This window comes from Micromonospora sp. SCSIO 07396 (assembly GCF_053667945.1).
Genome location: NZ_CM132210.1, coordinates 3,435,625 through 3,458,605, shown reverse-complemented (window position 1 = coordinate 3,458,605; position 22,981 = coordinate 3,435,625). Strand labels below are relative to the sequence as shown.

Below are 22,981 nucleotides of genomic sequence, written 5' to 3'. Positions count from 1 at the left end.
AGCCTGTACGGGTCTGTACGGCACCGGTACGGACTTCATCCGGACCGGTCGGCCGCCCTTCCCGACACCCCGGGCGGCGGAGTCAGCTGGTGGGGCGGGACCACCGCACCGACGCCGATCCAAGGAGACCCGATGAACCTCACCTCCGCGACCAGCCGGACCTCGCCCCGGGCGGGAAGCCGGCTGCGGCGGGCCGCCACCGCCGTCGCCCTGGCCACGGGGACGGCCGCCGCGCTGCTCACCGTGACCACGGCACCGGCACAGGCGAGCTGGTACAACGCGAGCATCGGCAACACCGCGGTGACCCTGCGGGACTGCTACCACCCGACCAAGGCGGCGCAGCCGAGCCAGAGCTGCACGGCCATCAAGACCGTGCCGGCCGGCACCGCCGTGCACATCATCTGCCAGCACTCCGGCCAGACCATCTACGGCGATCCGGTCTGGAACTACATCTCCTACAGCGGCGGAGAGGGGTACGTGGCCGACTACTACACCTACACCGGCTACGCGAACTGGATCCCCGGCGTGGACGTCTGCAACTACTGATCCGTCGCTGCGGCGGGCCGGCCCCGATCCCGGCAGGGTCGGGGCCGGCCCGCCGGCTCAGCCGTCGGCCGTGCCGGTGTCCACGGTCGGGAAGGTGACCTGCACCCGTAGCCCGTCGCGACCGGTGGAGGAGGCGGTGATGATGCCCTCGTGCGCCCGGGTGATCGAGCGGGCGATCGCCAGGCCCAGCCCCGCGCCGCCGCTGTGGTCGATGCGCTTGCCGAACCGGCGTCGGAACGGCTCGAACAGGGCGGCGACCTCGTCCGGGGGGACGTCGTCGCCGGTGTTCTCGACCACCAGCGCCGGGTCGGTGCCCACCCGCACCGTGAGGGTGCCGTCGGGCCGGTTGTACTTCAGGCCGTTCTGCACCAGGTTGACGACCAGCCGTTCCAGCAGCACCTGCTCGCCGACGACCAGCCGGGGGCTCAACTGGCTGACGATCGTGACGCCGCCCTCCTCGGCCCGGCCGCGGTGCGCGTCGAGCACCGTCGCGACGATCCGGTCGAGCCGCAGCGGGACGCGGGTCAGCAGGCCACGGTCGCTCTCGCTGAGCACCAGCAGCCCCTCGATCAGGCGTTCGTTGCGTTCGTTGGTCTCCAGCAGTTGCGCGGCGAGCAGGGCGAGCTGGTCGTCGGTGAGGGTGCGGGCCAGGCCGACCTCGATCAGGGTGCGCTGGACGGCCAGCGGGGTGCGCAGCTCGTGGGACGCGTCGGCGGCGAACCGGCGTTGCGCCTCGTAGCCCACCGCGATCCGGTCCATCATCTCGTCGATGGTGCGGCCGAGGACGGCCAGCTCGTCGCGGCCGGGGCCGGGCCTGAGCCGGTGGCCCAGGTTCTGCGGCCCGACGTCGGCGATCACCGGGGCGAGGTCCCGCAGCGGACGCAGGCACCAGCGCACGGCCGGGTAGGCGGCGGCGAACAGGGCCAGCAGCACGATCGTCACGGCGATCGCCAGGGGGATGCTCGGCCGCCGGAACACCTGGACACAGACGAACGGGGCGTCGTCGCCCGGCGCCCGCAACTCGGGGGTGGCGCACCAGGACGGGCCGAACTCCCGCCACAGTGCGAGCAGCAGGTCGGCGGCCGTCGTCACGAACGGGGCGACGAGCAGGAGCGCCCCGACGACCAGGAGCATCCGCCGGGCCGGTGAGGGCAGGTTCATGCCCCGAGCCGGTAGCCGACGCGGGGCACCGTGTGGATCACCGGCGGGTCCCCGAGCTTGCGGCGCAGGGTCACCATGGTGGTCCGTACCGTGTTGGTGAACGGGTCGGTGTGTTCGTCCCACGCCTGTTCCAGCAGGTCCTCGGCGCTGACCACCCGGCCACCGGCGCGCAGCAGCACGTGCAGGACGGCGTACTCCTTGGGGGACAGCGACAGCGGCATCCCGTCGCGGCTGGCCGTGTGCCGGGTGACGTCCAGCACGATGCCGTCCTGTTCCAGCACCGGGGGCAGCGCCGGGGTGGAGCGCCGGGACAGCGCCTGCAACCGGGCGACGAGTTCGGCGAAGGCGAACGGCTTGGTCAGGTAGTCGTCCGCGCCCAGGCCGAGACCCTCGACGCGGTGCCGGATGCCGGCGGCGGCGGTCAGCAGCAGCACCCGGGTGCCGGTGGCCGAGCCGGCGATCCACCGGCACACCTCGTCGCCGCTCTGGCCGGGCATGTCCCGGTCGAGCACGGCCACGTCGTAGCGGTTGACGGCGAGCCGTTCCAGGGCGCTGTCGCCGTCGTAGACCACGTCGACGGCCATGGACAACCGGCGCAGCCCCTCGGCGACCATGTCGGCCAGCACCCGCTCGTCGTCGGCCATCAGCACCCGCACGCCGTCCCCCTCCCGTCGCCTCCCCGGTGCCGGGGACCGCCCGCAAGGCTGGCACCCGGTGCATAAAGAACCGGTAAGGGTGCCGCTGACGCCGCCCGGACGGCCGGGTGCGCAGCATCGCAGCGTTCCTGCTCCCCGTACGTACAGGCTGGTGAAACCCGTGCTCCGACTCGCCACACAGTGTGTCATGGTCGCCGTGGCGGCCACCGCGGTTGCCGTCGCTCCCGTCGCGCCCCGTCCGGCGTCGGCGATCGCCCACGGCGAGGACGCGGCCGACGGCGCGTACCGGTTCACCGCCCGGCTGACCATGACCGGCCTGCCGGTGGACGGCGGCGGCACCCGGGACAGTTGGTGTTCCGGCGCGCTGGTCGCCCCGCGGTGGGTGATCACCGCCGGCCACTGCTTCCGTACCCCGGACGGCCGGCGGGTCAGCCGGACGGTGGCCGAGCGGACGAGTGTCACGGTGGGGCGGACGGACCTCGGCGGCTGGGACGGCTACGAGGCCGACGTGGTCGCGGTCCGGCAGGCGGACGACGCGGACGTGGCCCTGGTCGAACTCGACACCGCGATCACCGGTGTGCCGCCGCTGGGGCTCGCCGACGTGCCGCCGGTGCCGGGTGAGGTGCTGCGGTTGACCGGGTACGGGCTGACCGCCGCCGACGCCGTCGCGCCGACGGACCGGCTCCAGACCGGTGAGTTCACCGTCGGTCGGGTCGGTGCCGCCCTCGTCGAGACCTCCGGCCGGCGGCCCCGGGCGGACACCAGCCCGTGTCCGCACGACTCCGGCGGCCCGTACTTCCGGGAGCGCGCCGACGGTTCGGCCGTCCTGGTGGCCGTGGTCAGCACCGGGCCGGGATGTCCCCACCCGGGCCCCGACTTCAGTGCCCGCACCGACGTGCTCGGGGAGTGGATCGCCGACACGGTCGACCCGTCGCCGGGGCCGGCCCGGTGGCTGTCGGCCGGGGTCGGCGCGGGGGTGGTGCTGCTGTCGGCGGCCCTCGTGGTGGTGCACCGTCGCCGGGCCGGGCGTGGCTGACCGGTCCGTGGCCGAGGGGACCGGCCCCGTGGCCGGTCCCCTCGGAGCTGTCCGGGACGGACGGCGTGCGCCCGTCCCGGACAGACGGCGCTCAGGAGGCGGTGCAGACCGGGGTGAGGCCGGTGGCGGCCCCGGTGCCCTGGAAACCGAACTCGGTGTACTGGCCGGCGGCGACCGAGCCGTTGTAGTTGACGTTGCTGAACTGGATGCTGCCGCTGGTGCCGGTGCGGTTGGCGTTCCACACGCCGGTGACCGCGGCGCCCGACGGCAGGGTGAGCTGGACGTTCCAGCCCTGGATCGGCGCGCTGCCGGCGGTGACCCGGACGGTGGCGACGAAACCGCCGGTCCACGAGTTCAACGACACCGTGGCCGTGCAGCCGCCCGTCGGCGGCGGCGTGGTCGGCGGGGGAGTCGTCGGCGGTGGGGTGGTGGGCGGCGGCGTGGTGGGCGGTGGGGTCGTCGGCGGCGGCGTGGTCGGCGGGGGAGTCGTCGGCGGCGGCGTGGTGGTCGGCGGGGTGGTGGTCCGGCCCTTGTTCAGCTCGTCGAGGACGGCGTAGTACGCGGCCTTCTTCTGGTAGTTGCCGTTGCCGCCGGTGAACAGCAGGCCCCGCTCGGAGGAACGCCACGACTCGCTGTCGGAGATGCCCCAGACGGTGATGCCGGTGCACTTCGCGACGTTCAGGCAGGCCCGGACGACCTTGCGGTAGTTGTCCGCCTGGCCGGTGCCGATGTCGTTGTTGCTCAGGTCGTCGTCGATGTCGACCTCGGACAGGTGCACCTCGACGCCGAGGTCGGCGAAGCGCTGGATGTTGGCCTGGAGGTCGTTGCTGATGATGCTGTTCGGGTTGTCGTTGAAGTGCGACTGGAACCCGACGCAGTCGATGTACTGGCGGTAGGTCCGCACGATGTCGTACAGCGCGTTGGCCTTGCGGTTGGGGCCACCGCCCTGGACGGTCAGCCCCTCGACGTCGTAGTCGTTGATGCAGAGCTTGGTGGAGTAGCCGCCGGCCTGCACGACCTGCTTGGCCCGGATGAACGAGTCCCGGATGACGTCGGTGTCCCCGGCGTCGAAGAAGTCGCCGTCGCCGTTGGCGTCCCGGTTCATGGTGTGCGGCCACTGGTTGCGGCGGCGGCCGGTGTTGTTGTCCTCCAGCGCCTCGTTGACCACGTCCCAGTAGGCGATCTTGCTGCCCCAGCGGTTGATGGCGTTGCCGATGAAGGTGTTCAGCGTGGCCTGGCTGGCGCCCTGGAGCGCGCCGGCCTGCGAGTGCCACACCAGGGTGTGCCCCCGGACCAGCATGCCGTTGCTCTGCGCGTGGTTGACCAGTTGATCCGCGCCGCTGGTGTTCTGCAACCCACCGCTCGACGTGGCGATCCGGTCGGGCTTCATGTCGTTCTCGGGGGTCAGCTGGCCGAATTCCTGGGCAAGGATCGGGTACAGCCGGTTCGGTGAGGACGCGGTGCCGAAGAACAGGCCGGCTTTGGCCGCCGCGGCCCGCAGCGTGGTCTCGGCGGCGGCGGCCGGGGTGCCGGACTGGACCGCCACCGCGCCGCCGACCAGCAGCAACACCGCCGCCGGTAAGGCTGTTCTGCTCACTATCCTGCGTCGCCTCAGGCTGCTGCCCACGGAACCTCCTCGCTACATGACGTCAATAATTGATGAATGTGTATGCCCATCGAAGGGTCAGTATCGATACCGCCCGACCGCACTGTCAACAACTTTCGGAAATGTTCCGGAAACCTCTGTGGGTGTGCTGAGCTGGTGGAAGTCAGATTCTCGCAGGTGGACACGCCGGGACGTGGGGGCGCCCGAAGGGCCACGCGTGGCTGCCTCCACCGTGCGCCGGGCGGACGCCGAAACATTCGAAATCCGGTCCGGCGGTGGCCGGACGGCCGGAAAAACGCTGGACAGGCCGCCGGCCGGTGGATAGGTTGCCGCTGCCCGTGACACCGCCCGAGGAGGTGAGACCCATGAACGCCGTACCCACGTGGGTGCTCCCTCTGAACGTCGCGGTCGGGCGACCGACGTAACCGTCGCCCGGGAGCGCCCGCCCACCAGGCTCTCCCGAAAGGCGCTTCCCGTGCACCAGTCGCAGTTCGTCACCACCCCGCCCACCGCCGTGGCCGGGCCCGCACCAGGGTTCCCGCCCCCTGCCGGCCGGCCACCCCACGACGCCGACGTGGTCATCGTCGGCTGCGGCCCGACCGGGGCGATGCTCGCCGCCGAGCTACGGCTGCACGACGTGCGGGTCCTCGTCCTGGAACGGGAGACCGAGCCCACCTCGATGGTGCGGATCGTCGGCCTGCACGTGCGCACCATCGAACTGATGGCGATGCGCGGACTGCTCGACCGCCTGCACGAACACGGCCGGCGACGACCCGCCGCCGGCTTCTTCGCCGCCATCGCCGCGCCCCCGCCCCCCGGTCTGGACACCGCCCACCCCTACCTGCTGGGCATCCCGCAGCCGGTCGTCGTGCGGCTGCTCGAAGAACACGCGACCGGCCTCGGGGCGCAGGTCCGCCACGGCACGCCGGTGGTGGGCCTCGACCAGGACGACACGGGGGTGGGCGTCACGCTGGCCGACGGGCACCGGCTGCGGGCCCGCCACCTCGTCGGCTGCGACGGCGGCCGCAGCACCGTGCGCAAGCTGCTCGGCGTCGGCTTCCCCGGCGAACCCGCGCGGACCGAGACGCTGATGGGGGAGATGGCGGTCGGCGTGTCGCCCGAGGAGATCGCGGCCACGCTGGCCGGGCTCGGCAAGCTCGACAGACGGTTCAGCCTGACCCCCTTCGGCGACGGCGGCTGCCGCGTCGTCGTCCCCGCCGCCGGGGTCACCGACCGGGCCGTGCCGCCCACCATCGACGAGGTCCGGCAGCGGTTACGCGCCGTCGCCGGCACCGACTTCGGGGTGCACTCCCCACGCTGGCTGTCCCGCTTCGGCGACGCCACCCGGCTCGCCGACGCCTACCGGGTGGGACGGGTGCTGCTGGCCGGCGACGCGGCGCACATCCATCCGCCCATCGGCGGGCAGGGGCTCAACCTCGGTGTGCAGGACGCGGTCAACCTCGGCTGGAAACTGGCCGCCCAGGTCCGGGGCTGGGCGCCGGCCGCCCTGCTGGACACCTACCAGGCCGAACGACGCCCGGTCGCCGCGGACGTGCTGGACAACACCCGCGCCCAGACCGAACTGCTCTCCGAAGGACCGGGCGCGCAGGCCGTACGCCGGCTGCTCACCGAACTGATGGCCATCGACGCGGTGAACCGCCACCTGACCGAGAAGATCACCGCGATCGGCGTCCGCTACGACCTCGGCCCGGGACCCGACCTGCTCGGCCGGCGGCTGCGCGACCTCGACCTGCGCCAGGGTCGCCTCTACGACCGGCTGCGCCACGGCCGGGGTCTGCTGCTGGACCGCACCGGCCGGCTCGGCGTCGCCGGCTGGGCCGACCGGGTCGACCACCTCGCCGACCCCACGGCGGCCCTGGACGCCCCGGGCGTCCTGCTGCGCCCCGACGGCCACGTCGCCTGGCTCGGCGACGACCAGACCGACCTGGACGACCACCTGACCCGCTGGTTCGGCCGACCCAGGGGCTGACCCCGGCCGGCCCGCTCGTGCCAGGAACACCCGGCACGAGCGGGCCGGGGCGGCCGACCGAGTAGGAATACTCAGGTACCCACCGCATCCGGCCTCAGGACCCGGCGCGCCGGCCCGGACAGAGTGGTCGGCATGGCCGAACTACCACACCGACCCGTCGCCCTGCGTACCGTCGAATCGCCGTTGCCGGCCGTGGTGGCGCACGGCCGGCAGGTCGGCCTGGGGGCCCTCGGCCGCGCGGTGGCCGCGCTGGGCCGGCTCGCCGCCCGGCACCCCGCCGGCTGGCGCTGGACGGCCCGACGGCACCACCCGGCCCTGGACGCGCTGGCCGCCGCGCACGCCCGGGCGGTGTGCGCGCGGGCCGCCCGGCAGGTCCCCGCCTACCGTGACTTCCTGCGTGCCCACCCGACGGGCGTGCGCCGCCGGCTCACCGACTTCCCCGAAACCGACAAGCGCAGCTACGTGCTGGCGCACGACGTCGCCGCCCGGTGCCGGCACGGCCGGCTGCCCAGCCGGGGGGTCATCGTCGACGAGTCGGCGGGCTCGGCCGGACAACCGTTCAACTGGCCGCGCGGCGAACGGGAACTGCACGCGGTGCACCGCGACATCGCCGGCTACACCGGACTGGTCTTCCCGATGCGCCGACCGTTCGTCATCAACGCCTACTCGATGGGGGCCTGGGCGACCGGGACGACCACCGGCGCGGCGATGGCCCGCATCGCGGTGGTGAAGAACACCGGCCCCGACCTCGGGAAGATCATCGACACCCTGCGGGAGTTCGGTCCCGACTTCGACTACCTGGTGACCGCCTACCCGCCGTTTCTCAAGCACCTGCGCGACCGGCTCGACGCCGAGGGCTTCCCCTGGACGCGGTACCGCGTCGCGGCCAGTTGCGGCGGGGAGGCGATGACCGAGGCGCTGCGCGACTACCTGGAGCAACGCTTCACCCTCGTCCGGTCGGCGTACGGGGCGTCGGACCTGAGCATCGGCATCGGCGCGGAGACCCGGTTCACGGTGTGGCTGCGCCGGCGGTTGCAGACCGACAGGGGGCTGCGCGACGCCCTGCTCGGCGCGGGCGAGCAACGGCTGCCGATGGTGTTCCAGTACAACCCGTTCGCCACCTACCTGGAGACCAACCAGCGACGGGAACTGCTCTGCACGGTCACCGGCGGGGACGTGCTCCAGCCCCGGCTGCGGTACAACGTCGGGGACGAGGCGCTGCTCGTGTCATACCAGCGGGCCGTCGACCTGGTCTGCGCCGACCCGGTACGCCGGGCCGAACTGCGCACCGCGCTCGCCGCCGAGCGGATGACCCTGCCGCTGCTGCTGCTCTTCGGCCGCAGCGACTCCACCATCTCCTACCTCGGCGCGAACCTCTACCCGCAGGATGTCGAGTACGGCCTCTACGTCGGCAACCCGTACGCCGCCGAGATCAGCCGGTTCTGCCTGGCCCTGGTCGAGGACGCGACGCTGGAGAGCCGACCGGTGATCCACCTCGAACTACGCCGCCCGTTGACCGCCCCGCAACGCGCCGCGCTCGCCGACGCGTGCCGCCTCGGCGTCCGCCGCCACCTGACCTCGGTCTCCCGCGACTTCGCCCAGTCCCTGGTGGAGGACGCCACCGCCGGTGACCTGCGGGTCGAGCTGCACGCTCCCGGCACCGGCCCGTTCGCCGGGCAACAGAAGATCAAGAACAGCTACCTGGTGAGGTGACCATGCGTACCCGTGACTTCTCCCGCGCCCCCGCGCAGGCCCGCGCCGGCGCGATGTTCATCGGCGGCACCCGCTACACCAACCCGCTGGTGCTGCTGCGGCTGGCCCCCTCCTGGTTCCGGATGCTGCGCGACATGCGCCGGATGAACGGCTACTGCTGGCACACCGTCTACTGGCAGTTCCCGCTGACCCTCGGCACCATCGCGTTCTTCACCGACCGCGACGCGATGCTGCGCTTCGCCCGTACCCGGCACCACCGCCGGCTGATGGTCTGGCTGACCGACGGCACCCGCAACGCCACCGCCGGCTTCATCCGGCTCTACACCGCCAGCCCCGACGGCTACTCCAACGGCACCTGGCGGGCCGAGGACCCCGAGATGGGGCACATCGAGACCTTCACCCCGCTGGGCGCGGAGACGACCGGGCCGGCGGTACGCCGATGAGCTCCGCCCGGCACCGGTTCACCCGGGTCACCGACCGGCGTGGCCTGCGGCAGTTCCTCGCCTTCGGCGACCGCCTCTACGCCGGTGAACCCCGGCACGTGCCCATCCCGCGCCAGCAGATCCGCCGCTGGTGGCGCGACGGCGTACCGCTGTACCTGCTGCGCGACGCCACCGGCACGGTCGTCGGCCGGACCACCCTGCACACCGACGCGGACTTCGACGCCAAACTGGGCCGCCGGTGCCAGCTCTTCGGGCTCACCGAGTTCACCGAGCCGGCGGCGCAGCCGCTGTTCGACGCGATCGCCGCGCACGCCGACGCCGACCGGGACCTGCTGTTCGGCCCGGTGGCGCTGCTGCCCAACCAGGCCGGCGGCGTGATCACCTCCGGGCACGCCGAGCGGGGTTTCGTCGACAGCGCCTGGAACCCGCCGTGGTACCCGACCGCCTACGAGGCGTACGGGTTCGTCCGCCGGTTCGAGGCCGACACCTGGATCTGCCCCGTGCCCGCCCCACCGGAGCCGGTCCCGGCAGAGCACGTCGACCCGGACGGCGCCCGGATCGCGCTGCACCGGGGCGACGTACGCCACCTCGACGAGCAGCTCGACCTGCTGCGCGGGATGCTCAACGCCTCCTTCGCCCAGCTCGGCTACTACACCCCGATCTCCGCCGCGCAGCTGCGACTGCAGACCGACGGGCTGGCGTACCTGCTGGACGAGTCGCTGCTGCTCTACCTGACCCGCGACGGCGAGCCGGTCGCGTTCGTGCTCTGCGTGCCCGACATCAGCGAGTTCCTGATCGCCGTCCGGGGTGACCTGCACCCGCTCAACCAGGCCCGGTTGCTGGCCACCCGCCGCCGCTACCGTCGGGAGGCGGTGCTGATCGTCAAGGGGGTGCTCCCGCAGCACCAGGGACGCGGCTACCAGCGGCTGCTCTCCGCCCACCTGCACCGCAACCTGTACACCGGCGGCTACACCACGCTGCGCAGCACCTACGTCGAACGGGACAACGCCGCCTCGGCCGCCCAGTACCGCCGCCTCGGCGGTCGCCCGCTACACGGCTACACCTTCTACGCCAGGGAGCGCTAGTGGACCACGACGCGTTCCGCGCCCTCGAACCGTGGTGCTGGCGGGCCCCGAGCGCGCACAACACCCAACCGTGGCGGCTGCGCTACGAAGCCGACGCGATCCGGATCGGCTGGGAACCCGCCCACACCCTGCCCGTCGGCGACCCCACCGGTCGGGACCTACGGCTGTCCCTCGGCGCGTTCGTGGAGACCTGCCTGATCGTCGCGGCCGACGCCGGCCTGCGGCTGGAGTACGTCGCCGACCACGACGAGCACCACAGCTGGGTGGGGCTGCTGCGCCCCGCGCCCGACCGCTACCCGACCCCGTTCCGCACCACCGACGTGTGGGAACGCCGGACCCACCGGGGCGTCCTCGTCGGGGCGGTGGACGCCGACACCCGTACCGCCCTGGACGCGGTCGCCGGCCCGGCCGGCGGCAGCGTGCGGGCCGTACCGGACGCCGGCCGGCTCGGCGTACTGCTGCGCACCGCCGACCGCCGGCAGTACGCCGACCCGGCGGTCGTCGCGGAACTGCGGCACTGGCTGCGGCTGGACCCGACCCACCCGGGTTACCACGCCGACGGGCTGACCGACAGGTGCCTCGCCCTGTCCCGCCCCGCCGCCGTCGGGCTGCGCGCGGCACTGGCCGGGTACCCGGTGCTGCGCCCGCTGGGCCTGCCGCGCCTGCTCGCCGCCGCCGGCGACCCCCTCGCCCAGGGCGGCACCGTGCTGGTGCTGCTCGCCCCGGACCATCTCGACCACCCAGGGCAGGTCACGTTCGGGCGGGTGCTGCTGCGGGCCTGGTTGACCCTGCACACGGCGGGACTGGCCGCCCACCCGTTGAGCCAGCTCATCGACGTCCCCGCCACCCGGGCGGCGCTCGGTGCGCTGCTCGACGTCGCACCGCATCGGCTGCTGCACGTCACCCGGGTCGGCCGGCCCGTCCGCCCCGCGCCCCGCTCGGCCCGTCGGGTCCGGGCCTGACCGGCGCACCCACGGCCGCCGTCGCCCCGGCCGGTGGCCGGGTGACCCGGGCCGGCTGCGTCAGGCCGGACCGGGGTGGTCCGGGGCGCGACCGCTGACCTGCACGAAGGGGAAGCCGTTGACGACCACCCGGGGATCGTCGAGGGCGGCCATCGTCGCGGTGAGGTCGGCGTCGGTCATCCCGTGGCTCAGCAGGGCGGCCCGCAGCTGCGGAATGCCGGCCCGCAGCAGCCGGCAGCCCGGGCCGCCGCCACGCCAGCGGCCCGCCGTGGTGCCCGACCGCACATCGGTCAGTCCCGCGTCGGCGAAGACGGCGGGGGCCCGTTGCGCCCACCCCGTGTCGAGGCCCCGGGCGGTCAGCGTCGCCACGTGCGCGGCCAGGTAACGGATCAGCAGGTCGGCGGTTGCCGGGTCGGGCGCGTCGACGACGAAGTCGGCGGACGGGTGGGCGAACTCGCCGATGAGCAGCGCGCCACCGGGCCGCAGCGCGGCGACCATCCGCCGCAGGGCCTCCTCCCGCCGGGGCAGGTGGCCGAGGACCAGCCGGGCGTGCACCAGGTCGAAGGTGCCAGCTGGTTGGTCGGTGACGATGTCCTCGCGACGTACGACGAGGCGGGGGTGCGCCGGGATGTGCTGCGGGGCGATGTCCGTGGCGACCACCTCGGCGGCCCGGTCGGCCAGCCAGAGCGCGATGCTGCCGGCCCCGGCGGCCACCTCCAGGCAGCGTCGGCCGGTCAGCCCGCCGAGTTCCGTGAGCGCGTCCCGGGTCGGCCCGTCCAGCAGGTCGGCCAGCGCGTCGTGGTGGGCGGTGGCCTGGTCGCTGGCGTTGTCGAACGCGTACCCCTGGGTGTTCACCTGACCATCGTGCCGCACGATCCGCAGCCGCGGCACCCCGCTCGCGTGGCACCCGGCGCGGTCCCGGCGGCGGTGCCCGGACCCCGGCTTCCACTCGACGGAAGGCATGCTCCCCGGTGGCGGCCCCGGGCGCGATGATTCACCTCTGTCGATGGTGAGCCGGCGAGGAGGTCGTCCGGATGGAGTTCGCCCGAGACCAGTGGTACGTGGCGGCCCACGGCGTCGAGGTCGGCCGGGACCTGCTCGCCCGTACCGTGCTCGGTGAACCGCTGGTGCTGTACCGCACCGGCGCGGGGGAGGCGGTGGCGCTGGCCGACAGGTGCGTGCACCGGCGCTACCCGCTGTCGCAGAGCCGGCTCGACGGCGACACCGTCGTCTGCGGCTACCACGGCTTCACCTACGACCCCACCGGTGCCTGCGTCTTCGTCCCCGGTCAGCGGCGGATTCCGCGCACCGCGCGGGTCGCGGCGTACCCGGTGGTGGAGCAGGACTCCTTCGTCTGGGTGTGGATCGGCGACCGGGAGCGGGCCGATCCGGCCATGATCCCCCGCGCGCCGTGGCTGGCCGACCCCCGGTACGCGGTGGTCCGTGGCATGGCCCCGCTGGACGCCCGCTACGGCCTGCTGGTGGACAACCTGATGGACCTGTCCCACGAGACCTACCTGCACGGCGGCTACATCGGCACCCCCGAGGTGGCGGACACCCCGATCACCACCGAGGTGGACGAGGACCGGGGCGTGGTGCACGTCAGCCGGCACATGGACGACGCCGAGTGCCCGCCGTTCTACGCCCGCTCGACAGGCATCCAGGGCCGGATCACCCGCTGGCAGGATATCGAGTACCACCCGCCGTGCCTCTACCTGCTGCACAGCCGGATCGCCCCGCAGGGCGTCTACCCGCCAGCGCAGGGGGAGGACAGCGACGCCTTCCACGCCGAGATCGTCTACGCCATCACCCCGTCGACCACGCACAGCACGTACGACTTCTGGGCGGTGGCCAGGGACTTCGCGGTCGACGACGAGTCGGTCAGCGCGTACCTGCACCAGAGCAACCACACGGTGGTGATGCAGGACGTCGCGGCGCTGAACGTGCTGGAGCGGGTGATCGCGGCCGAACCGGAGCGGTACCAGGAGCTGAGCATCAACATCGACACCGGCGGGTTGGCCGCCCGGCGGCTGCTGGCCCGGCTGGTCGCCCCGGGGACGGTGGGAGCGCCCCGGTGACGCCCGGGGCCGGCGGGGGCCGGGTCTACCGGGTGCACTGGGTGCCGGGCACCGACACCCTGCGGGGCACCTGCCACTGTGGCGCGCAGCGGCTCGCCGAGGAACCGGCCGAGTTGTGGCAGTGGCTGCTCGGGCACCCGCGGGGCCACCGCACCCCGGCGGCGGGCGTCCCGACCGGTCGGCGGGCGGTGCCGGCGTGACCGGGACGGACCTGGTGGTGGTGGCCCGGCAGCCGGTCGCGGACGGGGTGGTCGAGTTCGGCCTGACCCGCCCGGACGGCGGTGAACTGCCCGGCTGGGCGCCCGGCGCGCACGTCGACCTGGAGCTGGGCCCGGGGCTGGTGCGGCAGTACTCGCTCTGCGGCGACCCGGCCGACCGGAGCGTCCTGCGGATCGCGGTGCAGCGGGAGGCGGCGGGACGCGGCGGCTCCCGGGCGGCGCACGAGCGGCTCGCCGTCGGCGGCACGGTCCGGATGCACGGCCTGCGCAACACGTTCCCGCTGGTCGCGGCCCGCCGGTACCTGTTCGTCGCCGGTGGCGTCGGGATCACCCCGATTCTGACGATGGTCGCCGCCGCCGATGCCGCGGACGCCGACTGGCACCTGGCGTACGGCGGGCGGACCCGCGCCACGATGGCGTACGCCGCCGCGCTGCGCGACAGGTACGGCGACCGGGTCGGCCTGTACCCGCAGGACGAGACCGGGTTGCTCGACCTGGCCGGGCTGCTGGCCGGTGCCGGCGACGGCCTGGTCTACTGCTGCGGCCCGGAGGCGCTGGTGCGGGCGGTGGAGGAGCACTGCCGGGATCTGCCGCCCGGTCGGCTGCACGTGGAGCGGTTCGCCCCCCGGGACGCCACAACCGGCCCGGAGACGGCGATCGAGGTGGAACTCGCGCTGTCCGGGCGGACGGTGACCGTGCCGCCGGGGGTGCCGATCCTGCGGGCGGTGCAGGAGGCCGGGGTGCCGGTCCTGTCGTCCTGCGGGGAGGGGACCTGCGGCACCTGCGAGACGCCGGTGCTGGCCGGGGTGCCCGAGCACCGCGACAGCCTGCTGTCCGCGCAGGACCGCGCCGCCGGGGACACCATGTTGATCTGTGTCTCGCGGGCCCGTACCCCCCGGCTCGTCCTGGAACTGTGACCGGCCGGCGCGGGCGGGGAGGATGGTGGGATGCGTGGGCAACCGGGTCGGACGGTGACCAGTCGGGTGCTGGCGCTGCTCGACGCGTTCACCCCGGACGGGCCGGCCCTGACCTTGAGCGAGCTGGCCCGCCGGGCCGGGCTGCCGCTGTCCACCGTGCACCGTCGGGTGGCGGAACTGCTCGCCTGGGGCGCGTTGGAGCGGGGCGACGACGGTCGGTACCGGATCGGCCTGCGGCTGTGGGAGGTGGGTTCACTCGCGCCGCGGGGCCTGGGGTTGCGTGAGGTGGCCCTGCCGGTGATGGAGGACCTGTACGAGGTGACGCACGAGAACGTGCAGCTCGCCGTCCGGCAGGGGCTCGAACTGGTCTTCATCGAACGGATCGCCGGCCGGCAGGCGGTGCCGGTGCGCACCCGGGTGGGCGGCCGGTTCGCGCTGCACGCCACCGGGGTCGGGCTGGTGCTGCTCGCCCACGCCCCGGCCGAGGTGCAGGAACGGGTGCTGGCCGCGCCGCTGGAGCGCTACACCGCGTTGACGGTCACCGATCCGGGGCGGCTGCGCAGCTGCCTGGCCGAGGTGCGCCGGGTCGGGTACGCGGTCAGCGACCGGCAGGTCACCATGGACGCCCTGTCGGTGGCGGCGCCGGTGCGGGCCCCGGAGGGGGTGGTGGCGGCGCTGTCGCTGGTGGTCGCCCACGACCGGGCGGACCCGGTGGCGTTGGCCCCGCTGGTGCAGGCGGCGGGCCGGGTGCTGTCCCGGGCGTTGGGCAGCACGCCCCGGTGAACCGGGGGTTCAGTCGGGGAAGGCCAGCAGCCGCAGCAACCGGGCCAGCCGCGCCTGGTCCTGCGCCGGCACCACGGACAGCGAGTCGATCCCCACGGCGCGGACGGCGTCACGGGCGCGGGCGAACAGGGCCCGGCCGGCGTCGGTGGCGACGAGGACGTTGGCCCGCCGGTCGGCGGGGTCGGCGTGCCGCTCGACGAGGTGCCGCTGTTCCAGCCCGTCGACGAGGGCGACGACCTGGCTGGGGTCGAGCCGCAGGAACTCGGCGAGTTCCCGCTGGGTCGGGCGGACGTCGTCGGCGGCCAGGGCGAGCACCGAGTAGGAGCGGGCCTTCAGGCCATGGGTGGCCAGGGCGGCGTTCGCCGCGGCGAGGGCGAGCGCGTTGGCGCGGGCGAGCAGGAAGCTCAGGTCACCGGCGAGCGCGCTGTCCCGCAGCCGGTCGCTGCCGGTCGACCGGGTCCGTTCGGCGGGCATGGCGACGATGGTAGCAAGCTTCCTAAATAATTGACATTCTCAATGGTTCGTGCTCAGATCGCATCGACGAAAGGGAGTGCCCATGTCACTGGACGGCAAAGTCGCCATCGTCACCGGCTCCGGGCGCGGCCTCGGCCTGGCCTACGCCCGGGAGTTGGCGCGGCGGGGCGCCCGCGTCGTGGTCAACGACATCGACGCCGACGTCACGGCCGAGGCGGTGGCCACGATCGAGGCGTCCGGCGGCCGGGCCGTCGGGGTGACCGCGCCGGTGGGCCCGACCGAGACCGCCAAGGAACTGGTCGACACCGCCCTCGCCGCGTTCGGCCGGCTCGACGCCCTGGTCACCAACGCCGGTGTCCTGCGCGACACCGTGCTGTGGAAGATGAGCGACGACGACTTCGACACCGTCGTCACCGTGCACCTGCGCGGCACCTTCACCACCGTGCGCGAGGCGGTGCGGCACCTGCGGCAGGCCGGCGAGGGCGGCCGGATCATCTGCATCGGCTCGCCCACCGGGCAGCGGGGCACCTTCGGCCAGACCAACTACGCGGCGGCCAAGGCGGGCATCGTCGGCATGGTCCGCACCTGGGCGCTGGAGCTCAGGCGGGCCGGTATCACCGCCAACACCGTCGTCCCGGTCGCCGCGACCGCGATGACCGCCACCGTCCCCTACTTCGCCGCCGCCGTGCGCGCCGAGGCAGCCGGCGAGCCGATGCCCGCGTTCTTCCGGCACGACCTCGGCTTCGGCACCGTCGCCGACGTGGCCGGCCTGGTCGCCTTCCTCGCCTCCGACGCGGCGGCCCAGGTGACCGGCCAGGTGATCGGGGTGGGCGGTGACCGCCTCCAGATCTGGACCCACCCGGAGGCGGCGCTGACCGCCTACCGCGAGGGCGGCTGGACCTACGACGCGCTGGTGGAGGCCTGGCCGACGACGTTCGACGGGGCCACGCAGAGCGTCGGCGAACGCTTCCCCGAACTGCCCGCCCGGTTCCAGCCGGCCAACCCCTGACCCGGCCCGCGTCAGTCGACCCGCGACACCGCCCGACCCGCCGGACCGGACCCGCCCGACGGAGGCCGCCCCATGTACCAGCCCGCGATCGACCTCGACGCCGTCACCGCGATCGACATGCACGTGCACATCGAGGTCGACGACCACGGCCATGCCTCGCTGCCCGAACCGCTGGTGGCGGCCGTGTCGAAGTACTTCCGCACCGACGGGCCCCGGCCCGCCGTCGACGCGGTGGCCCGGTACTACCGCGAGCGGCGGATGGCCGCCGTCGTCTTCACCGTCGACGCGGGCACCCAACTGCGGCACCCGCCGCTGTCCAGCGCCGACATCGCCCGCGCCGCCGCCGAACACGCCGACGTGCTCATCCCCTTCGGGTCGGTCGACCCGCGCACCGGCGCGGCGGCGCTCGACCTCGCCGCCCGGCTGATCGAGCAGGAGGGGGTACGCGGGTTCAAGTTCCACCCCACCGTGCAGGGCTTCGACCCCGGCGACGCGGCGTACGCCCCGCTGTGGGCCCTGATCGAACGCGCCGGCCTCCCGGCGATCTTCCACACCGGACAGACCGGCATCGGCGCGGGCCTGCCCGGCGGCTACGGCCTGCGGCTCGGACTGTCCAACCCGATGCTGCTCGACCCGGTCGCCGCCGACTTCCCCGACCTGCAGATCGTCATGGCCCACCCGTCGGTGCCCTGGCAGGACGAGGCGCTGTCGGTGGCCACCCACAAACCCAACACCTGGATCGACCTGTCCGGCTGGAGCCCGAAGTACTTCCCGGCCGCGCTGGTGCGCCACGCCAACTCGGTCCTGCGGCACCGGGTGCTGTTCGGCACCGACTATCCGCTGCTGACCCCCGACCGGTGGCTGCGCGACGTGGCGGCCACCGACCTCAAGCCCGACGTGCTCCCGGGCATCCTCAAGGACAACGCGGCCCGGCTGCTGGGCCTCGCCGGGCAACGACGAGAGGAAGCGCCATGACCACCACCGTCACCTACGACCAGCTTGCCGACCTCGCCGGCACGGACCTGGGGCACACCGGCTACCGGACGGTCACCCAGGAGCAGGTGAACCTGTTCGCCGACGCCACCGACGACCACCAGTGGATCCACGTCGACCCGCAGCGGGCGGCGACCGGCCCGTTCGGTGCGCCGATCGCCCACGGCTTCCTCACCCTGTCGCTGGCCGTGCCGCTCTGGACCGAACTGCTGGAGGTCAAGGGCGTGACCACCAAGGTCAACTATGGGCTCGACCGGGTGCGCTTCCCCGCGCCGGTCGTGGTCGGCGCGCGGGTGCGGATGCGGGCCACCATCGTCGAGGTGGCCGAGGTCCGGGGCGGCTACCAGCTCACCGTCGACCAGACCATCGAGATCGAGGGCGGCAGCAAGCCGGCGGTGGTCGCCCGCGGGTTGTACCGCTTCCACGCCTGAGACCCCGGGCGTGCGGCCAGGTCATCACCCCACCTCCACCACCGGGAGACCGCTGATGCACCAGCACGGAATCGACGCCTGGGTCACCCGACGTCGGCTCAGGTCCCCGGACCGGGTCGCCCTGGTGCACGGTGCGGGCGCGACCGTCACCTACGCGCAGTTCGCCGACGCCGTGGACCGGGTCGCGGCGGTGCTGACGGAGCTCGGCGTCGGCACCGGCGACACCGTCGCCTACCTGGGCGAGAACAGTCCGGAGTTCCTCCAGGTGATGTTCGGGACGGTGCGGCTCGGTGCCGTGTTCGTGCCGGTCAACACCCGGCTCGCACCCCCCGAGATCGGCCACGTGCTGACCGACTGCGCGGCCCGGGTGCTGATCCACGACCCGGACTTCGCGGTGCCGGTGGCCGCCGCCCTGCCGGCCGCCCGGGCCCCACTCGTCGTCGTCACCGGCGAGGGCACCCCGGACCGGCCGGGCCTGGCGACGCTCACCCGCGACGCCGATCCGGCGCGGGCCGGGCACGCCGACCCCGGCCCCACCGACCCGGCGGCGATCGTCTACACCTCGGGCACCACCGGCCGGGCCAAGGGCGCGGTGCTCACCCACGGCAACCTGACCTGGGTGGCGCTCAACTGTGTGGTCGACTACGACGTCGTCTCCACCGACGTGGCGCTGATGATCTCGCCGCTGTTCCACGTCGCCTCGCTGGGGATGGGCGCGCTGCCCGTCATCCTCAAGGGGGCCACGATGGTCATCGAGCGGGGTTTCGAACCGGGCCGGGCGCTGGCGCAGATCGCCAGGCACCGGGTCACCATGCTCAGCGGGGTGCCGACCACCTACCAACTGCTGGCCGACCACCCCGACTGGGCCGCGACCGACCTGTCCACGTTGACGAAGCTCACCTGCGGCGGGTCCGCCGTGCCGACCCGCGTCCTCGACGCGTACGAGGCGCGTGGCCTGTCGTTCTCCCAGGGCTACGGGATGACCGAGGCGTCGCCGGGCGCGACCGCGCTGCCGCCGGCGATGACCCGGGCCAAGCAGGGCAGCGTCGGCCTGCCGCACTTCTTCACCGACGTCCGGATCACCGACCCGGGCGGGGCCGTGCTGCCCGCCGGTGCGGTGGGCCAGATCGAGGTGGCCGGGCCCAACGTCTTCCCCGGCTACCACGGCCTGCCGGAGGCGACCGCCGAGGCGTTCACCGCCGACGGCTGGTTCCGCTCCGGCGACCTGGGACGCCTCGACGACGACGGTTACCTCTACGTCTCCGGCCGACTCAAGGACATGATCATCTCGGGCGGCGAGAACATCTACCCGGCCGAGGTCGAACTGCTGCTCGGCGAGATCGACGGGGTGGTCTCGGCGGCCGTCATCGGCGTGCCGGACGACCGCTGGGGGGAGGTGCCGTGGGCGGTGCTGACCGTCCGGGCGGGGGCGTCGGTGGACACCGGCACCGTCCGGGCCCACCTCGACGGCAGGATCGCCCGCTACAAGCTGCCCAGGAACGTGGTCATCGTGGACGAGTTGCCGCGCACCGCCTCGGGGAAGGTCAGGAAGGCCGAGCTGCGGGCGCGGTTCGCCGGCTGACCGTGGGCCGGTGGGTGACCAGGGCGGCGAACTCCGCCGCGGACGCCTCGGCCAGCGCCCGGTGCGCCATGCGGTAGGTCTGCGCCGACCGGGCGGCCGGCCACTGCGCGTCCATGAACTCGGCGGGCAGCCTCGGGTCGGCCCGCAGCAGCGCCAGCCAGTCCGCCACCAGCATCGTGCGCAGGGTCAACGCGCCCGCCGTCGCCGTGGTCGCGGCCGGGTCGGCCCACCTGTCGATGAACGCCAGGTGCTCGCGCCGGATCGCCTCGATGTCCCAGGCGGCGCGGACGCTGTCGCCGATCGGGAAGCCGGCGAGTTCGCGGGCGTGGAAGGCGACCACGGGGTGCGGGGCGAGATCCTGGCGCAGCGGCTCCAGCGACCCGGCGAGGTCGACCTCGCCGGGGGCCAGCCACAGCCCGTCGCGGATCGGCGCGAAGCCCTCCCAGGTGAGCGTGGAGCGCAGCCGGTGCCGCAGCGTCCGCTGCTCCTCCGGGATCGAGAAGGTGACGAGCGTCCAGCCGCTGCCCTGCGGGTCGAACGGTCGGGGCCCACGCACCCGGTACGTCGCCTCCCGCAGCACCGCCGCCCCGTGCTCGGTCAGCGAGAACAACGTCTCCCGACCACTGCGGCCCCGGGCCAGGATGCCGCTGCGCACCAGCCGGTCGAGGGTGGCCCGGGTCGCCGGCGCGGCGACCCCGGCCCCCTCCAGGACGGTGATCAGGACACTGGCCCGGATCGGACCGGTGTCGCCGTCGACGACGTGTTCGCCGAAGAACGCGAGCACCAGTTGCTTCGGCTGCCGCCTACCCACGGTCATCCCCTCCGCCGCCTCCGTCGCCCGGCGCACTCACGGCGCGGGTCGCGGGGCCACATTCTGCCCGCGTCTGGCCCGCTGGATCTCGCCGTAGACGTGCGTGCGGAGCTCGGTGAACCGGGGCAGGGCCCGGGTGGTGATCTGGTCACGCTCGGCCGGCAGGTCGATCACCAGGTCCTCGCGTACCCGGGTCGGCGCGTGGGACAGCACCAGCACCCGCTGCCCCAGGTAGACCGACTCGTCGATGTCGTGGGTGACGAACAGGACCGAGATCCCGCGTCGAGCGTGCAGCTCCCGCACCAGGTCCTCCAGGTCGGCCCGGGTCTGCGCGTCCACCGCCGCGAACGGCTCGTCCATGATCAGGACCTCCGGCTGGTACGCGACGGCCCGCGCGATCGCCACCCGCTGCTGCATCCCGCCGGAGAGCTGCCACGGGTGGCTGCGGGCGGCGTGCGCCAGGCCCACCGCGTCGAGCGCGTCGGTGACCAGGGTGTGCCGCTGGGCGCGGGACAGCCGCTTGTGCCGCAGCGGCAGCTCGACGTTGCCGCGTACGGTCAGCCACGGGTAGAGGCTGCGGCCGTACTCCTGGAACACCACGGCCATGGCGGGGCTGGGGCCGGTCACCGGCGCGCCGTGCATCTCGACGGTGCCGCCGGTCGGGCGCAGCAGCCCGGCGAGGCACTTGAGCAGGGTGGTCTTGCCGCATCCGGACGGTCCGACGATGCAGACGAGTTCGCCGGTGTCCATCGTGAAGCTGAGGTCCCCGATCGCCTCGACGTCGCCGGTGCGGGACTCGTAGACCTTGCGCAGCTGCGCCACCCGCAGCAGGGTGCCCCGGTCAGACACGGTTGACCTCCCTGATTCCGTGGTACCAGCGCAGCACGCGCCGTTCGACGACCCCGAAGACGACGGCGAGCAGCACGCCGACCCCGCCGAGCAGCAGGATGCCGCTCCACATCTCGGCGACGAGGTAGTTGCGTTGGAAGTAGGCGATCCGGTAACCCAGCCCGGCCGACGAGGCGAACATCTCGGAGATCACCATCAGGATGAGCGCGACCGAGAGGGCCTGCCGGACCCCGGCCATGATCCGGGGGCTGGCGGCGGGGAGCACCAGGAACCACAGCCGCTCCCACCGGGTGACCCGGAACGACCGCGCGGTCTGCGTCAGCACGCTGTCGGTGCCCCGCACCCCCTCGACCGTGTTGAGCAGGATCGGCCAGACCGCGCCGGAGACGATCACCACGACCTTCATGGTGTCGGTGATGCCGAGCAGGAGCATCGCCACCGGGATCAGCACCGGCGGCGGGACGGCCCGGAGGAACTCCAGCAGCGGTTCGAGCAGTTCGCGCAGCCACGGGGTCAGGCCGATGACGGTGCCGGCGGCGACGCCGAGCACGACCGACGCGGCGACCCCGAGGCCGAGCCGGTAGAGGCTGGGCAGCACGTCCTGGACGAACGCGGGCCCGATCCAGGTGTCGACGAAGGCGTCGGCGATCGTCACCGGGTCGGGGAAGAACCGGTTCGTCGTCCCGGTCGCCGCCAAGCCCCAGAGCACCAGCAGCAGCATCGGCAGCCCGAGCGCGTGCAGCAGGCCCGCCCCGGCCCGCGCGCCGGCCCGGCGGCGGCGTGGCGCGGCGACGACCCGGCCCGGGTACGCGGTCACCGCGCCCGCTCCCCACGGACGGACTCGTGCCAGGACAGCGTCTGCCGTTCGACGAACCGGAAGACGAGGTTCACCGTCAGTCCGAGCAGGCCGGTGACCACGACGAGGGCGTACAGGCCGACCGCGTCGCCGCCGGAACGGGACAGCTCGATCATGCGGCCGAGGCCGGGGTTGCCGATCACCATCTCGGCGGTGACGGCCAGGATGAGCGCCACCGCCGCCGCCAGCCGCAGACCGGTCATCAGGTACGGCAGGGTGGTCGGCAGGACGAGGTGCGTCCACTGCTCGCGGCGGCGCAGACCGAAGCTGCGCGCGGTGTCCCGGGCGACCGCGTCGACGTCGGCGACCCCGTAGATCACCTGCACGAACACCTGCCAGAACGACGCGTAGACGATGATGACCAGGGCGGCCTGCCGCTGGATGCCGAACATCAGCACGGCGAGCGGGATGAGCGCGACCGACGGGATGGGGCGCAGGAACTCGACCATCGTGTGGGTGCTGCGGCGCAGGAACGGCACCAGGCCGACGAGGGTGCCGAGGGCCACGGCGGCGAGGGTCGCCACGGTCAGCCCGATCGCCCAGGAGGTCATGGTGCTGCCGAGGCGCCGCCAGAACGCCAGGTCGACGAGCTGTTCGGCGAGCCGCGCCAGCACGTCCGTCACGTACGGCAGGTACTGCGGGTCGATCAGGCCCAGCGTCGGGATCGCCTGCCAGCCGACGAGGAAAGCGGCCAGGCCGGTGACGCCCAGCAGCGTCCTGCGCAACGCGGGCGGCCGTCGGGTGGTGGGCACGGGCGGGTCACCTCCGAAGGTGGCGGGGTC

24 protein-coding genes are annotated in these 22,981 nt (G+C 73.6%); 15 read left to right on the top strand and 9 right to left on the bottom strand.

What is annotated here, in order from left to right:
* The first annotated feature begins 132 nt into the window (after window positions 1–132).
* Entirely contained in the window at window positions 133–546 is a 414-nt protein-coding gene (locus ACWCHM_RS14905) for an SH3 domain-containing protein (protein ID WP_204960986.1), read from the top strand.
* Window positions 547–603: 57 nt separating this feature from the next.
* Here ACWCHM_RS14905 and ACWCHM_RS14900 read toward each other — a convergent pair whose 3' ends face one another.
* Together ACWCHM_RS14900 and ACWCHM_RS14895 are read right to left on the bottom strand one after the other, a co-directional pair.
* Complete coding sequence (locus ACWCHM_RS14900) at window positions 604–1,707, bottom strand: sensor histidine kinase (protein ID WP_204960987.1); 1,104 nt, start codon at window positions 1,705–1,707, stop codon at window positions 604–606.
* A complete protein-coding gene (locus ACWCHM_RS14895) occupies window positions 1,704–2,363 on the bottom strand; it encodes a response regulator transcription factor (RefSeq protein WP_454222794.1) in 660 nt (219 codons plus the stop codon). Before ACWCHM_RS14895 ends, ACWCHM_RS14900 begins: the two co-directional genes overlap by 4 nt.
* 187 nt (window positions 2,364–2,550) lie before the next feature.
* Here ACWCHM_RS14895 and ACWCHM_RS14890 point away from each other — a divergent pair, with 187 nt between their 5' ends.
* Entirely contained in the window at window positions 2,551–3,399 is an 849-nt protein-coding gene (locus tag ACWCHM_RS14890) for a S1 family peptidase (RefSeq protein WP_454222792.1), read from the top strand.
* Between the two features lie 91 nt (window positions 3,400–3,490).
* Here ACWCHM_RS14890 and ACWCHM_RS14885 read toward each other — a convergent pair whose 3' ends face one another.
* Entirely contained in the window at window positions 3,491–4,996 is a 1,506-nt protein-coding gene (locus tag ACWCHM_RS14885; RefSeq protein ID WP_281898362.1) for an endo-1,4-beta-xylanase, read from the bottom strand.
* Window positions 4,997–5,519: 523 nt separating this feature from the next.
* On the opposite strand from ACWCHM_RS14885, the gene ACWCHM_RS14880 reads away from it, so the two are divergent.
* From ACWCHM_RS14880 to ACWCHM_RS14860, 5 genes are all read left to right on the top strand, one after another.
* The gene (locus tag ACWCHM_RS14880) at window positions 5,520–6,995 is read left to right on the top strand and encodes an FAD-dependent monooxygenase (protein WP_421490413.1); all 1,476 of its coding nucleotides are present in this window, start codon (window positions 5,520–5,522) and stop codon (window positions 6,993–6,995) included.
* 132 nt (window positions 6,996–7,127) lie between these two features.
* Window positions 7,128–8,708: a phenylacetate--CoA ligase family protein gene (locus ACWCHM_RS14875; protein ID WP_454222791.1), complete on the top strand. Its 1,581-nt coding sequence runs from the start codon at window positions 7,128–7,130 to the stop codon at window positions 8,706–8,708.
* A 2-nt stretch (window positions 8,709–8,710) separates the two neighbouring features.
* Window positions 8,711–9,151 (top strand): DUF4188 domain-containing protein, encoded by a 441-nt coding sequence (locus ACWCHM_RS14870; protein ID WP_204961001.1) that lies wholly within the window; start codon window positions 8,711–8,713, stop codon window positions 9,149–9,151.
* The gene (locus tag ACWCHM_RS14865) at window positions 9,148–10,236 is read left to right on the top strand and encodes a GNAT family N-acetyltransferase (RefSeq protein WP_454222790.1); all 1,089 of its coding nucleotides are present in this window, start codon (window positions 9,148–9,150) and stop codon (window positions 10,234–10,236) included. The genes ACWCHM_RS14870 and ACWCHM_RS14865 overlap by 4 nt, the downstream gene beginning before the upstream one ends.
* Window positions 10,236–11,198 (top strand): nitroreductase family protein, encoded by a 963-nt coding sequence (locus ACWCHM_RS14860; protein WP_281898357.1) that lies wholly within the window; start codon window positions 10,236–10,238, stop codon window positions 11,196–11,198. Before ACWCHM_RS14865 ends, ACWCHM_RS14860 begins: the two co-directional genes overlap by 1 nt.
* 60 nt (window positions 11,199–11,258) lie before the next feature.
* On the opposite strand, the gene ACWCHM_RS14855 is transcribed toward ACWCHM_RS14860, so the two are convergent.
* Entirely contained in the window at window positions 11,259–12,053 is a 795-nt protein-coding gene (locus tag ACWCHM_RS14855; protein ID WP_204961004.1) for a class I SAM-dependent methyltransferase, read from the bottom strand.
* A gap of 179 nt (window positions 12,054–12,232) precedes the next feature.
* On the opposite strand from ACWCHM_RS14855, the gene ACWCHM_RS14850 reads away from it, so the two are divergent.
* From ACWCHM_RS14850 to ACWCHM_RS14835, 4 genes are read left to right on the top strand one after another with little or no spacing between them, the layout of a single operon-like run.
* Window positions 12,233–13,276, top strand: a complete 1,044-nt coding sequence (locus tag ACWCHM_RS14850; protein ID WP_281898353.1) for an aromatic ring-hydroxylating dioxygenase subunit alpha — start codon at window positions 12,233–12,235, stop codon at window positions 13,274–13,276.
* Window positions 13,273–13,476: a hypothetical protein gene (locus ACWCHM_RS14845; protein WP_204961006.1), complete on the top strand. Its 204-nt coding sequence runs from the start codon at window positions 13,273–13,275 to the stop codon at window positions 13,474–13,476. The genes ACWCHM_RS14850 and ACWCHM_RS14845 overlap by 4 nt, the downstream gene beginning before the upstream one ends.
* A complete protein-coding gene (locus tag ACWCHM_RS14840; protein WP_421488623.1) occupies window positions 13,473–14,411 on the top strand; it encodes a PDR/VanB family oxidoreductase in 939 nt (312 codons plus the stop codon). The genes ACWCHM_RS14845 and ACWCHM_RS14840 overlap by 4 nt, the downstream gene beginning before the upstream one ends.
* A gap of 30 nt (window positions 14,412–14,441) precedes the next feature.
* Window positions 14,442–15,194 carry an IclR family transcriptional regulator gene (locus ACWCHM_RS14835; protein WP_204961008.1) on the top strand — a complete coding sequence of 251 codons (753 nt, stop codon included), beginning with the start codon at window positions 14,442–14,444 and terminating at the stop codon, window positions 15,192–15,194.
* Between the two features lie 9 nt (window positions 15,195–15,203).
* Here the strand turns inward: ACWCHM_RS14835 and ACWCHM_RS14830 are convergent, their stop codons facing one another.
* On the bottom strand, window positions 15,204–15,668 hold the full coding sequence (locus ACWCHM_RS14830; RefSeq protein ID WP_204961009.1) for a MarR family winged helix-turn-helix transcriptional regulator: 465 nt from the start codon (window positions 15,666–15,668) through the stop codon (window positions 15,204–15,206).
* A gap of 82 nt (window positions 15,669–15,750) precedes the next feature.
* Here ACWCHM_RS14830 and ACWCHM_RS14825 point away from each other — a divergent pair, with 82 nt between their 5' ends.
* The 4 genes from ACWCHM_RS14825 to ACWCHM_RS14810 all read left to right on the top strand — a co-directional run bounded on the left by ACWCHM_RS14825 (window position 15,751) and on the right by ACWCHM_RS14810 (window position 19,683).
* Window positions 15,751–16,677 carry an SDR family NAD(P)-dependent oxidoreductase gene (locus ACWCHM_RS14825; RefSeq protein ID WP_454222789.1) on the top strand — a complete coding sequence of 309 codons (927 nt, stop codon included), beginning with the start codon at window positions 15,751–15,753 and terminating at the stop codon, window positions 16,675–16,677.
* 72 nt (window positions 16,678–16,749) lie between these two features.
* Window positions 16,750–17,652, top strand: coding sequence for an amidohydrolase family protein (locus ACWCHM_RS14820; RefSeq protein WP_454222788.1), 903 nt, complete (start codon window positions 16,750–16,752; stop codon window positions 17,650–17,652).
* Window positions 17,649–18,101: a MaoC family dehydratase gene (locus tag ACWCHM_RS14815; protein ID WP_454222787.1), complete on the top strand. Its 453-nt coding sequence runs from the start codon at window positions 17,649–17,651 to the stop codon at window positions 18,099–18,101. Before ACWCHM_RS14820 ends, ACWCHM_RS14815 begins: the two co-directional genes overlap by 4 nt.
* Window positions 18,102–18,156: 55 nt before the next feature.
* Window positions 18,157–19,683, top strand: coding sequence for an acyl-CoA synthetase (locus ACWCHM_RS14810; protein ID WP_454222785.1), 1,527 nt, complete (start codon window positions 18,157–18,159; stop codon window positions 19,681–19,683).
* Here the strand turns inward: ACWCHM_RS14810 and ACWCHM_RS14805 are convergent.
* Genes ACWCHM_RS14805 through ACWCHM_RS14790 form a run of 4 tightly spaced genes read right to left on the bottom strand, consistent with a single transcriptional unit; the run spans window position 19,646 to window position 22,951 of the window.
* A complete protein-coding gene (locus tag ACWCHM_RS14805; RefSeq protein WP_454222784.1) occupies window positions 19,646–20,500 on the bottom strand; it encodes a PaaX family transcriptional regulator in 855 nt (284 codons plus the stop codon). The genes ACWCHM_RS14810 and ACWCHM_RS14805 overlap by 38 nt on opposite strands.
* Window positions 20,501–20,530: 30 nt before the next feature.
* On the bottom strand, window positions 20,531–21,343 hold the full coding sequence (locus ACWCHM_RS14800) for an ABC transporter ATP-binding protein (protein ID WP_421488620.1): 813 nt from the start codon (window positions 21,341–21,343) through the stop codon (window positions 20,531–20,533).
* Window positions 21,336–22,160: an ABC transporter permease gene (locus tag ACWCHM_RS14795; protein WP_454222782.1), complete on the bottom strand. Its 825-nt coding sequence runs from the start codon at window positions 22,158–22,160 to the stop codon at window positions 21,336–21,338. Before ACWCHM_RS14795 ends, ACWCHM_RS14800 begins: the two co-directional genes overlap by 8 nt.
* Entirely contained in the window at window positions 22,157–22,951 is a 795-nt protein-coding gene (locus tag ACWCHM_RS14790; RefSeq protein ID WP_454222781.1) for an ABC transporter permease, read from the bottom strand. Before ACWCHM_RS14790 ends, ACWCHM_RS14795 begins: the two co-directional genes overlap by 4 nt.
* Window positions 22,952–22,981: the final 30 nt, after the last annotated feature.

Coding starts and splice junctions, on each gene's coding strand:
- ACWCHM_RS14905 (WP_204960986.1), top strand. CDS start 133: ATGAACCTCACCTCCGCGACCAGCCGGACCTCGCCCCGGGCGGGAAGC.
- ACWCHM_RS14900 (WP_204960987.1), bottom strand. CDS start 1,707: ATGAACCTGCCCTCACCGGCCCGGCGGATGCTCCTGGTCGTCGGGGCG.
- ACWCHM_RS14890 (WP_454222792.1), top strand. CDS start 2,551: ATGGTCGCCGTGGCGGCCACCGCGGTTGCCGTCGCTCCCGTCGCGCCC.
- ACWCHM_RS14875 (WP_454222791.1), top strand. CDS start 7,128: ATGGCCGAACTACCACACCGACCCGTCGCCCTGCGTACCGTCGAATCG.
- ACWCHM_RS14870 (WP_204961001.1), top strand. CDS start 8,711: ATGCGTACCCGTGACTTCTCCCGCGCCCCCGCGCAGGCCCGCGCCGGC.
- ACWCHM_RS14865 (WP_454222790.1), top strand. CDS start 9,148: ATGAGCTCCGCCCGGCACCGGTTCACCCGGGTCACCGACCGGCGTGGC.
- ACWCHM_RS14850 (WP_281898353.1), top strand. CDS start 12,233: ATGGAGTTCGCCCGAGACCAGTGGTACGTGGCGGCCCACGGCGTCGAG.
- ACWCHM_RS14835 (WP_204961008.1), top strand. CDS start 14,442: ATGCGTGGGCAACCGGGTCGGACGGTGACCAGTCGGGTGCTGGCGCTG.
- ACWCHM_RS14830 (WP_204961009.1), bottom strand. CDS start 15,668: ATGCCCGCCGAACGGACCCGGTCGACCGGCAGCGACCGGCTGCGGGAC.
- ACWCHM_RS14825 (WP_454222789.1), top strand. CDS start 15,751: ATGTCACTGGACGGCAAAGTCGCCATCGTCACCGGCTCCGGGCGCGGC.
- ACWCHM_RS14820 (WP_454222788.1), top strand. CDS start 16,750: ATGTACCAGCCCGCGATCGACCTCGACGCCGTCACCGCGATCGACATG.
- ACWCHM_RS14815 (WP_454222787.1), top strand. CDS start 17,649: ATGACCACCACCGTCACCTACGACCAGCTTGCCGACCTCGCCGGCACG.
- ACWCHM_RS14810 (WP_454222785.1), top strand. CDS start 18,157: ATGCACCAGCACGGAATCGACGCCTGGGTCACCCGACGTCGGCTCAGG.
- ACWCHM_RS14805 (WP_454222784.1), bottom strand. CDS start 20,500: ATGACCGTGGGTAGGCGGCAGCCGAAGCAACTGGTGCTCGCGTTCTTC.